We start from the raw sequence: 13,663 nt of genomic DNA, 5'->3' as shown, positions 1-13,663 counted from the left end.
ATACTTATGTGCCTCTACAAAAAAAGGATATGCTAAAAGAGTAAATAAAGGATGAAAAAGGTAATTTTAAAAACTGCTCTCTTTTGCTCGCAAATAAACTGTTGCAAAAGAAGAGCGGTAGAAAAAAAAACTAAAACTAAAACCAAAATAACGGCAAAAAGAAAAGTGATACTTACCTCCCAATAGCAAACTTACGGCGACGTCGGTCAACCCAAAAGTATACCACAAAGCCCCGCAAAAGGACTACAATGCGGGGCTTTGATTGGGGGCTTCGCGGATACTTTTCTTTTTGTTGTGCGAAGACTTTTATGACCAAGCATTTTACCTACAGTTTCAATTGGTACACCGTTCGTTAACGTAACTGTTGTTGCGAAGGTATGTCTGGCACAGTGGAAGGTCAATTCTTTGTTTATACCACTACAATCAGATATCTCTTTCAGGTAGGAATTCATCTTCTGGTTTGAAAGAATAGGCAGCACGACTTTATTGGCTATCGCTTTGGGGTGACACTTGTATTTCTCTATAATATGCAATGCTTCCGGCAGTAATGGAATTCTTGAAAGTGTGTCCACTTTAGTGCGTGAAGTGAATACCCATAACTTTCCATCAATTCCTTTAACAATTTCATCGGGCGTTAATTTAGCCAGATCAGAATATGATAAGCCGGTGTAGCAACTGAATAAAAAAATGTCTTTGACCAGTTCTAATCGGGGGTTAATAAATTGCTTTTCATGTATCTTTTTTAGTTCAAATTCCAGTAAAAAGTTTCGGTGTGTTTCTGCCGTAGTTACCTTAAAAGATTTAAATGGGTCTTGTTTCATCCACCCATTAGCGACACATATTCGAACTATTTTTTTTAATTTCTTCACCTTTGTCATTGCCGAATTGTGTTGATTATTCTCCGTTGTTTTTAGATAGAATTCATAATCAGCTAAAAACTGGTGAGAAATCTTTGAAACAGGATAGTCTTCCGCTTTGTATTTGGATTTTATAAAAGCATGGAGAGAATTATAAGCAGATCTAAACTTTTTTAAAGTTCCAATCGCGAACTGTTCTCTTTTAACCAACTCTTCAAATTCCTGGTTATGGTGCTTATAAATTTTGAGAAGCATATTTCCCTGATCTTCCTTTCCCATCAATTTATCACGAATAGCGATAGCGCTAACTATTTCTCCGCTTAGAGATAGTTCCTTTTCAGCTACATAAATTCTACTTAGCAACGATTCCAATCGGCTATTCAATCGGTTTATTTCTTCTTTTTTGCCAATTACCCGCTCAGATTGCTTATTCCATTTTGATGGCTCACATTCTCTCTGTGTTGATACTTCTATTCTTTGACCATCTACAGTTAATCTCATATAAATGGGCATTTTCCCATTGGTATAATTTTTTGGCTTTTTTAAATAAAAGTGAATTTTAAAGCTCTTGTTCATTCGACTAATTTTTGCGGTTATTAAAATTAGTATCAAAGTGAGCTATGAGCAAGATGTTCAATAATTGAACGGGTTGAAATACAGGGAGTTATTAAAACAATCGAGAGTCACTTGTTTTCAAAATCCCGACTCTCGATTTACTCTCGATTACTTTGTGCTTTTTTGAGCAATTCTGAAAGATTTTCCCATAAAAAAACCTCATAAAAATAGTATTTATGAGGTTTTAAGCGATTTTGACTACCTATCTGTGATCCCGCTGGGACTCGAACCCAGGGCCCATACATTAAAAGTGTATTGCTCTACCAACTGAGCTACGGAATCTTCCTCTAACAAGTTTGGAACAACTGCCCTTTTTGTTTTCGGAGTGCAAAAATAGGGTTACGACTATTACCTGCCAAATTTTTTGTAAAACATTTTTCGTTTCTTATAGATATTCCTATTAAAGTTTTATAAAGAGCAATCTGTTACTTTTGCAAATTCAATCTGCAAGTTATGTCTTACTATGCTAATAAAGTTGTTGTTGTGACCGGGGGAAGCGGTGGAATTGGTAAAGCGCTGGTTGAACTTTTGTTGCAGAAAGGAGCACGGGTGGCAACTTGTGGACGCAATTATGAAAAGTTATACGAGCTGCAAACGTCTCAGGCAGGAAGACCATTGCATGTTGTGACTACTGACGTAAGTAAAGAAGCTGATTGCCGTAAATTTATTGACTCTGTTATAAAAACTTTTGGCACTATTGATATTTTAATAAATAATGCAGGGGTTTCTATGCGTGCATTGTTTAGCGAAGTTGAACTGGATACTTTACGGGCTTTAATGGATGTAAACTTTTGGGGTACTGTATATTGTACAAAATTTGCCCTCACTGAAATTACCAAAAATAAAGGTTCTGTTATTGGTGTTTCGTCCATAGCAGGGTTTAGAGGATTGCCGGGCAGAACCGGCTACAGTGCCAGTAAATTTGCTGTTAATGGTTTTTTGGAAGCATTAAGAACCGAGGTTATGGATGATGGTGTCAATGTAATGTGGGTTTGTCCTGGTTTTACATCAAGCAATATTCGAAATGTGGCTTTAGATAAAAATGCAGAGCCCCAAAAGGAAAACCCAATGGATGAGGAAAAAATGATGAGTGCGGAGCAATGCGCTAGTTATATTTTAAAGGCTATAGAGCAAAAAAAGCGAACAATGGTACTTACTTTTTTGGGGTTGCGCACGGTGTTCATGAACAGGTTTTTACCTTCACTTACCGATAAATTGGTCAGGAAGTTTTATTTCAAAAATGGAAAGCTGGTAAAATAGCAAAAGAACCAGTTCAGCATAATATGGGTTTAGATATATTAAAAGAACCAAATTCAACAAATAGAATAAAAATATATTTAAGAAGCAGTAGCGTTGATACAAGAACAAAAGTATGTCTATAATTACCTTAACTACCGATATTGGTCAGCAGGATTACGTGGTAGCGGCCGTTAAGGGTCAGTTATACAGTGTGAGTGAAAGTCTTACTATTGTTGATGTTTCGCACCAGCTTTCATCCTTCAATTATCCGCAGGCGGCATACTTTTGTGATAGCGCCTTCAGACATTTTCCTCCCGGTACATTTCACATTGTGCTGGTAAATATGTTTGACCAGAAACCCACACAAATGTTGTTGGCCTATCACAACAAACAGTTTATTGCCTGTGCTGACAATGGCTTATTAACAATGATCATTGATGGTCAACCTGAAAAAGTTGTTGGTTTGCCTTTGCCCGAAAATGAACGGCCTACTACTCTTGTATGCACACAGGTTATTGCCAATGCTTTATGGCAAATTTTAGCAGGAAAAGATCTGGATTATATAGGCGAGTCCGGTGTAACGATAGTAGAAAAACTAAGGCTTAAATATGTGAATAGCCCTACTACAATGGAAGGACAAATTTTGTATATAGATAATTTTGAAAACGTAATAGTAAACATTACAAAAGAAGATTTTGACCGCGAAAGAAATGGCCGCCGCTTTAAAATTGTTTTTAAACGGGATGAAGTAATTGATACAATTAGTGAAACATATGCCTGTGTTCCGCAAGGCGAAAAGGTAGCTTTTTTCAATTCGTCAGGATATCTTGAAATTGCTATTAATAAAGGGAATGCAGCGGGTCTTTTTGGCCTGCAGGGTTTTTCGGAAGCAATGCAAAAACAAAGTATAGCGTTGCAAAACAAATGGTTTTACCAAACCGTAAAAATATTTTTTGAATAATGCTTGTAAGAGTTGTTAAGATGACATTTAGAGCAGATGCTGTTAAAACGTTCAAAGAATTTTTTGAAGAAAGAAAAGAGAAAATAAGAGGTTTTGATGGTTGTTGCCATCTTGAGTTATGGCAGGATAATATAGATACCAACATCTTTTTTACTTATAGCCTCTGGCTCAATGAAGCAGCCTTATCTCACTATCGTAATTCAGCTTTTTTTAAAGAAACATGGCGGCAGACCAAACTATTATTTGCCGCAAAAGCCGAAGCCTGGTCAGTAGATAAACTTGTGGTGTTGCCCTAACGCTCACTATTTTTGCACTACATGAAAACTTTGATGAGGCCGCTTCAATGGTTGTATTGCGTATATGCGCTGTTATTATTCGTCATCATTATGTTTGCGGCCATTCCTTTCGTTGTAGTCGCGTCCTTTTTCGGAAAAATTAAAGGTGGTAATTTTGTTTATAAAGTTTGCAGAGCATGGGGCTATCTCTGGTATTTTTTTATTGGTGTGAGGCATAAGACCATTTATGATGCTCCACATAATTCTGCCAGTCAATATGTGTTTGTGGCAAACCATATTTCTTATATGGATATTCCTCCAATTCTTATGGCCATAACACAGCCGGTAAGAGTGCTTGCAAAGTATGAATTGGCAAAAGTTCCGGTATTTGGCTTTATCTATAGAAGTGCGACGGTGCTGGTAGACCGGCGAGATGCTGAACGCAGGGCTAAAAGCATAGAAGAAATGCGATATTTTCTTAGCAAGCATGTTTCTATATTTATTTTTCCCGAAGGCACTTTTAACGAAACTGGTGCTCCACTCAAAGATTTTTATGATGGCGCATTTAGAATCGCGATTGAAACAGAAACAAACATCAAACCCTTACTATTTATTGATACTGTTGAAAGATTATCCTATAAAAATATTTTTTCGTTAACTCCAGGTCCCTCAAGAGTAGTATTTATGAATGAAGTTTCGGTTAAAGGAATGACAATGGAAGATTTGCCTGCATTAAAACAGAAAGTACATGAAATTATGACAGCCGGATTAAGGCGATATCGAAAGTACCATTTACAAACTGAGGAGGTGTGATAAGCAAAAATGTTTGTTCTTGACTGATTGGTTTTTGAAGCTATAATTGTGAAAGGTGCTTTACATTGAGCTAGAACTGTCGATCGTCCTAAAATTGCTATAAGGACCTTAAATTCTATAACGGCAGACTTTCATTTAGTATAATTCAACTTATTTTGTGTTCTTATAGCCATGCCCGACACTACAAAATCTCTTCTTTTCAATAATGACAAAGACATTTCCGTCTTTGCGGAAGTAATTATTCCACTTGCACTACCGAGAAACTATACATGGGCGATACCAAAACGTTTGCAAGAAAATATACAGCTAGGTTCAAGGGTGGAAGTAGAATTAAAAAATAAGAAATATTCAGGTATTGTGAAGTTTATTCACACGAATAAACCGCCATCATTTGAACCAAAGGAAATTCTGAACGTGCTTGATGAACAGCCATTGGTTTATTTAAACCAGTTGAAACTTTGGCAATGGATGTCAGAATATTACATGTGCACCGAGGGAGATGTCATGCAGGCAGCTTTGCCATCACATTTAAAACTATCGAGTGAAAGTACGTTAGCTTATAATGAAGAATATGGTGAGGATTTTTCTGCTTTAAATGACGAAGAATATCTTGTAGCGGAAGCGCTCTTACTAAAAAAAGAACTAAAGTTAAGTGAGGTACAGCAAATATTAGATGTTTCTCATGTATACCCGGTTATAAAAAGACTGATTGAAAAAAAAGTTTGTATAGTATGGGAAGCTTTAAAAGAAACATACAAACAAAAGCTGGAAACATATATTCATCTTCATGCTGAGTATCATCAGGAAGAAAACCTTGCAAAACTTTTGAATGAGTGGAGTAAAAATAAAGCGCCGAAGCAATTGGAATTACTTCTTGCCTACCTGCATTTGCAGAAAACAGAAGGAGAAGTGACGCAAACAAATCTTTTAAAAAAAGCCAATGCAACAGCCGCGCAATTAAAAGGCCTGGCCGATAAAAGTATTTTACGGTTAGAAAGACGATCTATTGACCGTCTTCCATCTTTGCCAAAAGATATAAAGATAGATTTTGAACTCTCTCCCGCACAGGTTGAGGCGGCAGATAATGTGAAAAATATTTTAAACGACAAACCAGTTTGTTTACTGAAAGGCGTTACATCCAGCGGCAAAACTCAGATTTACATAAAAATTATTGAACAGGCTGTTAAGGAAGGAAAACAAGTATTATACATGCTTCCTGAAATTGCACTTACTGCGCAAATAATAAGAAGGCTGCAAAAATATTTCGGAGGCTATATAACCATATATCATTCAAAATTTAATCCGAATGAACGTGTTGAAATATGGAACAAAATAAAGACAGGCGAAACAAAAGTCGTTCTGGGAGCAAGGTCATCTTTATTTCTTCCTTTTAAAGACCTTGGGCTCATTATTGTAGATGAAGAGCACGACTCATCTTACAAGCAGCAGGAACCTGCACCTCGTTACCATGGTCGTGATGCGGCCATTTATTTTGCCTCATTGTTTAATGCAAAGGTGCTGCTTGGAAGCGCAACTCCCTCCATCGAAAGTTATTTCAATACCAAGTCAGGTAAGTATGGATTGGTGAAGCTTACAGAGCGATATGGGAATGTACAGATGCCACTAATAGAGATTGTTGATGTAAAAACAATCATTACAAAAAATAAAGGGAAAATTATTTTATCGCCTCAACTAACGGAAGCCATACACCAATCACTCCAACGAAAAAAACAGGTGATTTTATTTCAGAACAGGCGAGGGTACTCGCCCTACCAGATTTGTGGAACTTGTGGATGGATACCACAATGCGAACACTGCAATGTTTCACTTACCTATCACAAGGCGAAAAACAAACTTCAGTGCCATTACTGTGGTACTGTTTACCCTTTGGTACTTACCTGTGCGGCATGTGGAAGTCATAATTTTTTGCAGAAGAATTTTGGGACTGAAAAAATGGAAGAAGTTTTAACCGAAGCATTCCCTCAAGCAAAAATTGCAAGAATGGATTATGATAGCATTAGGGGAAAAAATGATCATGACGTGCTTATTAAATTATTTGAACAGCAAAGAATAGATATTCTTGCCGGCACACAAATGGTGGTAAAGGGTCTTGATTTTGAGCATGTAAGTCTTGTAGGCATTGCAGACGCGGATGGAATATTAAATTTTACTGATTTCAGAGTAAACGAAAGAGCTTTTCAGCTAATGGAGCAGGTAAGCGGTCGAGCCGGCAGACGCGAAGAACAGGGAAAGGTAATAGTGCAGGTAAGCAATACCCACCATCCCGTGCTGCAATTTGTACAACATCATAATTACGAAGAACTATATGCATTTGAAATTGTAAACAGAAAACGTTTTTTTTATCCTCCGTATTCAAGAGTTATTCAATTAATATGTAAACACAAGGATAGGAATATTGCTGAAGAAGCTGCGAATATTTTAGGACGGTTTCTGACTGAAAAATATCCAACTTTTGTTAACGGACCAGCCGAGCCAGCCGTAAACCGTGTAAGAAACCAATACCTGTTTGAGTTGTTGCTGAAGCTGCCAAAAGACACACAATTCATAAGACAATGCAAACAGGATATTTGGCAACAAATTGCAATTATTCAATCTAATAAAAGATATCGCAGTGTAACTATTATTCCAGATGTTGATCCTGTATAGGAATCAGAATTGTTACTGGTTTAATAATAATGAATAAAAGGTAAATGGCGTTTAGTCTCAATTCCTTCATTAGTATTCAAAAAGCCTTCACTATCTTTAGAAACATATATTCACTCCCGCTTCTACACGTGACCGTGGATTATACTTTCTTAATCCGGTATTATATATCTGGTATCCTGCACTGGTAAATAATGATACTCTTTTTGCAATACTCCCTTGCATTGCTATTTGTGGCCTCACCGAGATCATTTGCGATCCACTTAACCTAACATCTATTCCCATATTAGGTATTACTGCAAACCTTTCGCTCAGGTTTATTATATAACTATACCGCGTACCCAAAAAGAATTTTCTGTAACCCAACCCGTCTTTCTTATATCTTTCCGTTTGAAATGTTTCAGCATAAAGAGTAAACCTGTGCGTATTCCTTATCTGCACTCCAATATCGCTAATTAAACGGATCATGTTGTCCTGCATACCTGTACCAGCCTGAATAAACAGGTGATCATCTTTTACCTTTTGAGCATTTACATTTAATGCTAATAAAATCGCTGCAGATAGTAAAATTTTTTTCATACAATTGTTTTTATTATTTGATTTTTAATTAAGAGAAAAGGTTGCTTGCTGTTAATAATACTTGCTCTTTTGCAGTGAGAATAAAAGGAATTATAGCGGATGTAATAAAATGCTTCAAAAAACTTTATTAGTGATGTTAGAAGCGCTGAAAGAACCTATTTTATAAGGCGTAGGTATATTTCCGGATATGGTATGTTTAGCTTTGAAATGGAAAACAAACTCTTGTGGAGATGTATTATAATTTGAAACTGACGCTTAAAAAGAATTTATGAAGCCTTCAGAACTTTATTTTATTCTTAAACCGCATTTCTTTTCAAAAGTAGTAACAGATGCAAGAGACAATGCCTAATCAATTAATTAAAATAGTACTAAAATGAATTTTAAGAAAGAAAGTTTTATTTACAAATTTTATCTTTTTATAATTATTTTTTTGATTACGGCTATGTATGCATGTAGATCTGCACATATTGCAGGTACTGCGAAACCGTTTTATTTTTTTCAAATGTCTGATCCCCAGTTTGGAATGTTTACTGATAATCACGGTTTTGCCAAAGAGACAATAAATGCTGAGAAAGCTATAGAGGCTGCTAATCGTTTACATCCTGCATTTGTGATAGTTTGTGGCGATTTGGTAAACCGTACCGCAGACACGGTTCAAATTGCCGAATATAAACGAATCATTGCTAAGCTAGATCCTTCCATTCCACTTTATAATGTTGCAGGCAATCACGATGAAGGTAATACGCCCAGTGCATCGTCTCTGACAGATTACCGAAAAAATTTTGGAGCAGACTTTTATTCTTTCAAATATGAAAACCTGTACGCGATAATTCTTAATTCATCACTATTCTTTGATCCATCTCTTGTACCGGAAGAATCTGTTAAGCAGGATGCATGGCTGCGCTCAACTCTTAAAAAATGGTCAAAAATGAAAAACACTAATATTGTTGTGTTTGAACATATTCCCTGGTTTGTTAATCAACCTAACGAAGAAGATGGATATTTCAACATTCCGTCTAAACGGCGAAAGCAATATATCGATTTATTAAATAAATATGGAGTAAAATATGTATTTGCCGGGCACCTCCACAAAAATGCAACTGGTAGCTATAGAAATTTAAAAGTAGTTACAACAGGGCCTATAGGTAAACCATTAGGAGCAGATTCATCTGGTTTTCGAATAGTGAGTGTACATGGAAATGAAATAACCTACCCATACTATAGTTTAGATTCAATTCCCACTAAAATTGCCTTAATTCAGTAATAGGTGTTTTGACTACTAAGATTTTTTTTTAAAAAAAAGCATTTGGCGGGTGCATAATTAAAGGCAAAAGTTACAGGAATGGACGAAATGGTATTTCTTCTTTTAAATAATGAAGAATTATAGATAAAAAAATTATTAAGCGAGGCAATCAATAAAAAACGGAACTTTCCATAAGTAAATTTTCTAAATAAAACTTACAACAAATGGTAAGAAGCCCAGTTTTATCTACATCTATTTTTAAAGTAAATGTTGCTGGCATACAGAAAGTAGACGATATGCTTGCCGCAGAAGAGCCGTTGGAAATACGTATAAGCTATAGTGCTTTTGCAAAAAAAATTCAGAAGAGTATATCTGTGACGATGCGCACACCGGGAAATGATTTTGAGCTTGCAACAGGCTTTTTGTTGACTGAAGGAATAATAAAAAATGCCGCGGATATAATAGGCATTAAACATTGTAATGGTCTACATGAAAATGTTGTTCGTGTTGAAATAAAAGATGATCTGCAACTTGATTTAAGTAAGCTTGAACGAAACTTCTATACCACTTCCAGCTGCGGCGTTTGTGGCAAATCATCTATAGAGGCTGTAAGAACAGTTTGCCGGCTGCCTGTCGAAAAAAATGATAATTTCCAATTTCCATCTGAAATTATTTATTCGCTTCCGCTCACTTTGCGAACCCAACAGGAAATTTTCAAAAATACAGGCGGCCTGCACGCATGCGCGCTTTTTGACACCTTCGGTAACTTACTCCTAACCAAGGAAGACGTTGGGCGACACAATGCATTAGACAAACTAATCGGCGCAGCCCTAATCGATAACACACTTCCGCTAAATAAATCCCTTTTATTATTAAGTGGAAGGGCGAGTTTTGAGTTAATACAAAAAGCATGGATGGCAGGAATTAAAATTGTGGCTGCAGTAGGGGCACCGTCAAGCCTTGCAGTGCAAATGGCAGAAGAGTTTGGAATGACGCTTATTGGTTTTTTAAGGGATCAGGCATTTAATATCTATACGGGCTCACATAGAATAAAAATCAGCTTATGAAAATACGTATAAAGGGTAATTCTGTGCGCGTAAGGCTCTCCAAATCAGAAGTGGAGTTGTTTGCAAAAGAAGGTTACGTTGAAGAAAGAACTGAATTTGAAAACAGTACTTTAATTTATGCTGTAAAAAGCAAACATGATGGAACCATGTCTGCAGATTTTACCAGTGGAAACCTCACTTTATTTGTTCCTGCTGATTTGTTAAAGCAGTGGTCGTCTACAGACCTGGTAGGCATTGATCATAACATGCTTTTAAATAATGGAAAGTATTTGTATATCTTACTGGAAAAAGATTTTAAATGTATAGATGCTGCAGTAACAGAAGATCAATCCGATTATTTTGAAAACCCTCTAAAGGTCTGTTAACAATGAAAGAAGAGGAAATTGATGAGCCTAAAGCAGAAAACCCCGAAGAGCTTAGAGACTTAAAGATCGAAAAACCTAGTACTGTTGCTGCAGGCCTTAAAGCTGTTTATCACAGTGGGCAACATGTATTTGGCGAGATGAGTGTTGCACGCGGAGTGAGAGCATTGTTAGCGCTTAATCAAAAACTTGGCTTTGATTGTCCGTCGTGTGCATGGCCAGATCCCGATGACGATCGTTCTGCAATTGCGGAATATTGTGAGAACGGTGCAAAGGCGGTTGCTGACGAAGCCACCACTAAAAGCTTGCGGCCAGATTTTTTTGCAAAACACTCTGTTAAGGAACTATCTGACCTTGATGATTATCATATTGGGAAAAATGGACGCATTGCCCAACCCATGTTTTTGGATGAAGGCTCTAACCATTATCGGCCCATCAGTTGGGATGATGCATTTAAAAAAATAGCTTTCCATTTAAACAGCCTTTCCAGCCCTAATGAAGCAGTATTTTACACCTCCGGTCGTACCAGTAATGAAGCCGCCTTCTTGTATCAACTGTTTACCAAAGAATACGGCACTAATAATTTACCGGATTGTTCCAATATGTGTCATGAATCTTCTGGTTTTGCGCTTGCTCAGGCTATCGGTATTGGTAAAGGATCGGCAAAGCTTGAAGACTTTTACGAAGCAGAAGTAATTATTATTATAGGACAAAACCCCGGTACTAACCACCCACGAATGCTTACTGCATTGCAAAAAGGCAAGGCTAATGGCGCTACTATAATATCTGTAAATCCATTACACGAAACAGGGCTACTTGGTTTTAGCAATCCTCAAAAACTTAAAGGTGTATTGGGAATTGATACAAAACTTACAGATATATTTTTACAAATTAAGATAAACGGCGACCAGGCTTTAATCAAAGCTATTGAACATCTGCTTTTAGAAGAAGAAGAACGAAATCCGGGAAGGGTATTTGATCACGAATTTATAAAAGAACATACTGCAGGGTACCAAGAGTTTATTGAGCAGGCAAAAAAATACGAGCTAAATTATCTTGCTGAGGCTTCAGGTATTTCGTTGCATCAAATCAAAGAAGTGGTTGAGGTTTTGAAAGACAAAACCAAGATCATTATTTGCTGGGCAATGGGTATTACGCAACATAAAAATGCTGTAGATACCATTCGTGAGTTTATAAACCTGTTATTGCTTAAAGGCAGTATTGGCAAACCCGGGTCGGGAACTTGTCCTGTTCGCGGACATAGCAATGTACAAGGTGACCGGACGGTAGGTATATTTGATAAACCACACCCGGCGTTACTCGACCAGATAAAAAAAGTCTTTGGTTTCGATCCGCCAAGAGAACATGGATATGATGTTGTGAAGTCCATTCATGCTATGTTTGAAGGAAAAGCCAAAGTGTTTTTTGCTATGGGCGGTAATTTCCTATCTGCTACTCCAGACACAAATTACACTGCAGAAGCATTGAGAAGATGTGACCTTACTGTTCATGTTTCAACCAAACTGAATAGAAGCCATTTGGTTCACGGCAAAGAAGCACTAATTCTACCGTGCCTCGGCCGTTCTGACAAAGATGAACATGATGGCGCCGTTCATTTTGTTTCCTGTGAAAACTCAATGGGAGTAGTACAAATGTCAAAAGGAGTATTGAAACCGGTATCTGACTATTAAGCGAGCCGGTAATAGTGTGCAGAATGGCAAAAGCTACTCTTGGCAGCCGGTCGGTAATAAACTGGGATAAGTATGAAAAAAACTATGATAATATTCGGGATGACATTGAGAAAGTAATAAACGGATTTGAAAATTATAATGAACGTGTACGGCTAAAAGGAGGATTTTATTTACCTAATGGTACACGCATACGGCAATTTGATACCTTAAATCATAAAGCAAATTTTACAATTACAGATCTGCATGTTCCGGTAACGAAAGATGACGAACTAATGATGATGACCATTCGCAGTCATGACCAGTTCAACACAACTATTTATGGATTTGACGACAGATACCGGGGCGTTTTCAATGAACGACGTGTGGTATTTATGAATGCACTCGATATTGCACGGGCAGGTTTAAAAGCAGGTGACGTAGTGGACTTGCTTAGCACTTACAATGGAGTTGAACGGGCGGCTCATAAATTCATTATTGTTGAATATAATATACCAGAAAAATGTGTTGCTACCTATTATCCTGAAGCCAATGTACTTGTTCCTATTGACTGCGTATCAGATATAAGTAACCAGCCAACTTCTAAATCTGTTGTTGTAAAAATCAGAAAACATGAAGTGTTGTAAGCGGTTAGGCTAACAATTAGTTTTCTTACGGTATGCCACATCCGTCAATAAAAGAGGTTCCATGTTGTCGTCCTCCATCTATCCCCTGGGCTTGTTCCCATTGAACATTAAGCCTTCAAATTTATAAACAGTAGTGAGGGTATCAGGAATTTCAAGTGCAGAATCAGAATCTGCCAATTTTCCCCTGAAAATAACTCTAAGCTCAGTTAATCAAATCGATGTCTACAAACATATGAAACACTGACGGCAAGCATTGATAGAGGTGTAATCGAAGAGTAACTTTATCCTTAAATATTACTTCACTTTTTTATAAACATTATTATGCAATCTCCAACTGATACCCAATTGCATGAACTTGCCCGCAAACGCGTCGAGTTCAGAACACACTTGATTGTTTATTGTGTGATAAATTCTGTTTTATGGATCTTGTGGTTTGTTACCGGCAAGGGTTACCCCTGGCCAGTTTGGCCGCTGGCTGGCTGGGGCGTTGGCCTGTTTTTCCATTATATGTTCGATTATCGTCCTTCCCGGTTGCTTTCTGAAGAGGAGGAGTATAAAAAACTGAAAAGAGAAATGGAAGAACACAAACAGGTCACTCAATAAACGCTTTAGTAGAAAAAGCAATGAATTTTGACTGAACCAGGAATACAACAAAGGCTTTAAAGTTAGAGCTG

The 13,663-nt window shown here is 37.2% G+C and carries 13 protein-coding genes and 1 tRNA gene; 11 read left to right on the top strand and 3 right to left on the bottom strand.

Annotated features, from left to right (window positions below; genetic code table 11):
* Window positions 1-206: 206 nt before the first annotated feature.
* The gene (locus tag B154_RS27830; RefSeq protein WP_018612604.1) at window positions 207-1,433 is read right to left on the bottom strand and encodes a site-specific integrase; all 1,227 of its coding nucleotides are present in this window, start codon (window positions 1,431-1,433) and stop codon (window positions 207-209) included.
* Between the two features lie 248 nt (window positions 1,434-1,681).
* Window positions 1,682-1,754, bottom strand: a tRNA-Lys gene (locus B154_RS0106165).
* 171 nt (window positions 1,755-1,925) lie between these two features.
* Here B154_RS0106165 and B154_RS0106160 point away from each other — a divergent pair.
* The 5 genes from B154_RS0106160 to priA all read left to right on the top strand — a co-directional run bounded on the left by B154_RS0106160 (window position 1,926) and on the right by priA (window position 7,427).
* Complete coding sequence (locus B154_RS0106160) at window positions 1,926-2,732, top strand: SDR family oxidoreductase (RefSeq protein ID WP_018612602.1); 807 nt, start codon at window positions 1,926-1,928, stop codon at window positions 2,730-2,732.
* Window positions 2,733-2,844: 112 nt separating this feature from the next.
* Window positions 2,845-3,672 (top strand): SAM hydrolase/SAM-dependent halogenase family protein, encoded by an 828-nt coding sequence (locus B154_RS0106155; RefSeq protein ID WP_018612599.1) that lies wholly within the window; start codon window positions 2,845-2,847, stop codon window positions 3,670-3,672.
* Window positions 3,672-3,968: a putative quinol monooxygenase gene (locus tag B154_RS0106150; RefSeq protein WP_018612596.1), complete on the top strand. Its 297-nt coding sequence runs from the start codon at window positions 3,672-3,674 to the stop codon at window positions 3,966-3,968. Before B154_RS0106155 ends, B154_RS0106150 begins: the two co-directional genes overlap by 1 nt.
* Window positions 3,969-3,989: 21 nt before the next feature.
* Window positions 3,990-4,760 (top strand): lysophospholipid acyltransferase family protein, encoded by a 771-nt coding sequence (locus B154_RS0106145; protein ID WP_245542559.1) that lies wholly within the window; start codon window positions 3,990-3,992, stop codon window positions 4,758-4,760.
* 171 nt (window positions 4,761-4,931) lie between these two features.
* Window positions 4,932-7,427, top strand: coding sequence for a replication restart helicase PriA (priA, locus tag B154_RS0106140; RefSeq protein ID WP_018612592.1), 2,496 nt, complete (start codon window positions 4,932-4,934; stop codon window positions 7,425-7,427).
* 96 nt (window positions 7,428-7,523) lie between these two features.
* Here priA and B154_RS0106135 read toward each other — a convergent pair whose 3' ends face one another.
* On the bottom strand, window positions 7,524-8,003 hold the full coding sequence (locus B154_RS0106135; RefSeq protein ID WP_018612590.1) for a hypothetical protein: 480 nt from the start codon (window positions 8,001-8,003) through the stop codon (window positions 7,524-7,526).
* 373 nt (window positions 8,004-8,376) lie between these two features.
* On the opposite strand from B154_RS0106135, the gene B154_RS0106125 reads away from it, so the two are divergent.
* The 6 genes from B154_RS0106125 (at window position 8,377) to B154_RS0106105 (ending at window position 13,592) form a co-directional block, all read left to right on the top strand.
* On the top strand, window positions 8,377-9,267 hold the full coding sequence (locus B154_RS0106125) for a metallophosphoesterase (protein WP_018612588.1): 891 nt from the start codon (window positions 8,377-8,379) through the stop codon (window positions 9,265-9,267).
* A gap of 203 nt (window positions 9,268-9,470) precedes the next feature.
* Window positions 9,471-10,313: a formate dehydrogenase accessory sulfurtransferase FdhD gene (gene fdhD / locus B154_RS0106120; protein WP_018612586.1), complete on the top strand. Its 843-nt coding sequence runs from the start codon at window positions 9,471-9,473 to the stop codon at window positions 10,311-10,313.
* Entirely contained in the window at window positions 10,310-10,678 is a 369-nt protein-coding gene (locus B154_RS0106115) for a DUF7009 family protein (RefSeq protein WP_018612584.1), read from the top strand. The genes fdhD and B154_RS0106115 overlap by 4 nt, the downstream gene beginning before the upstream one ends.
* A 2-nt stretch (window positions 10,679-10,680) precedes the next feature.
* Window positions 10,681-12,366, top strand: a complete 1,686-nt coding sequence (locus B154_RS30030; protein WP_245542558.1) for an FdhF/YdeP family oxidoreductase — start codon at window positions 10,681-10,683, stop codon at window positions 12,364-12,366.
* Between the two features lie 23 nt (window positions 12,367-12,389).
* On the top strand, window positions 12,390-12,989 hold the full coding sequence (locus tag B154_RS33300) for a molybdopterin dinucleotide binding domain-containing protein (RefSeq protein ID WP_245542557.1): 600 nt from the start codon (window positions 12,390-12,392) through the stop codon (window positions 12,987-12,989).
* A 321-nt stretch (window positions 12,990-13,310) separates the two neighbouring features.
* Window positions 13,311-13,592: a 2TM domain-containing protein gene (locus tag B154_RS0106105; protein ID WP_018612583.1), complete on the top strand. Its 282-nt coding sequence runs from the start codon at window positions 13,311-13,313 to the stop codon at window positions 13,590-13,592.
* Window positions 13,593-13,663 lie beyond the last annotated feature (71 nt).

Source organism: Segetibacter koreensis DSM 18137, assembly GCF_000374045.1.
Taxonomy (GTDB): domain Bacteria; phylum Bacteroidota; class Bacteroidia; order Chitinophagales; family Chitinophagaceae; genus Segetibacter; species Segetibacter koreensis.
This window is presented reverse-complemented; position numbering and strand designations above follow the sequence as displayed.

Coding starts and splice junctions, on each gene's coding strand:
- B154_RS27830 (WP_018612604.1), bottom strand. CDS start 1,433: ATGAACAAGAGCTTTAAAATTCACTTTTATTTAAAAAAGCCAAAAAAT.
- B154_RS0106160 (WP_018612602.1), top strand. CDS start 1,926: ATGTCTTACTATGCTAATAAAGTTGTTGTTGTGACCGGGGGAAGCGGT.
- B154_RS0106155 (WP_018612599.1), top strand. CDS start 2,845: ATGTCTATAATTACCTTAACTACCGATATTGGTCAGCAGGATTACGTG.
- B154_RS0106150 (WP_018612596.1), top strand. CDS start 3,672: ATGCTTGTAAGAGTTGTTAAGATGACATTTAGAGCAGATGCTGTTAAA.
- B154_RS0106145 (WP_245542559.1), top strand. CDS start 3,990: ATGAAAACTTTGATGAGGCCGCTTCAATGGTTGTATTGCGTATATGCG.
- priA (WP_018612592.1), top strand. CDS start 4,932: ATGCCCGACACTACAAAATCTCTTCTTTTCAATAATGACAAAGACATT.
- B154_RS0106135 (WP_018612590.1), bottom strand. CDS start 8,003: ATGAAAAAAATTTTACTATCTGCAGCGATTTTATTAGCATTAAATGTA.
- B154_RS0106125 (WP_018612588.1), top strand. CDS start 8,377: ATGAATTTTAAGAAAGAAAGTTTTATTTACAAATTTTATCTTTTTATA.
- fdhD (WP_018612586.1), top strand. CDS start 9,471: ATGGTAAGAAGCCCAGTTTTATCTACATCTATTTTTAAAGTAAATGTT.
- B154_RS0106115 (WP_018612584.1), top strand. CDS start 10,310: ATGAAAATACGTATAAAGGGTAATTCTGTGCGCGTAAGGCTCTCCAAA.
- B154_RS30030 (WP_245542558.1), top strand. CDS start 10,681: ATGAAAGAAGAGGAAATTGATGAGCCTAAAGCAGAAAACCCCGAAGAG.
- B154_RS33300 (WP_245542557.1), top strand. CDS start 12,390: ATGGCAAAAGCTACTCTTGGCAGCCGGTCGGTAATAAACTGGGATAAG.
- B154_RS0106105 (WP_018612583.1), top strand. CDS start 13,311: ATGCAATCTCCAACTGATACCCAATTGCATGAACTTGCCCGCAAACGC.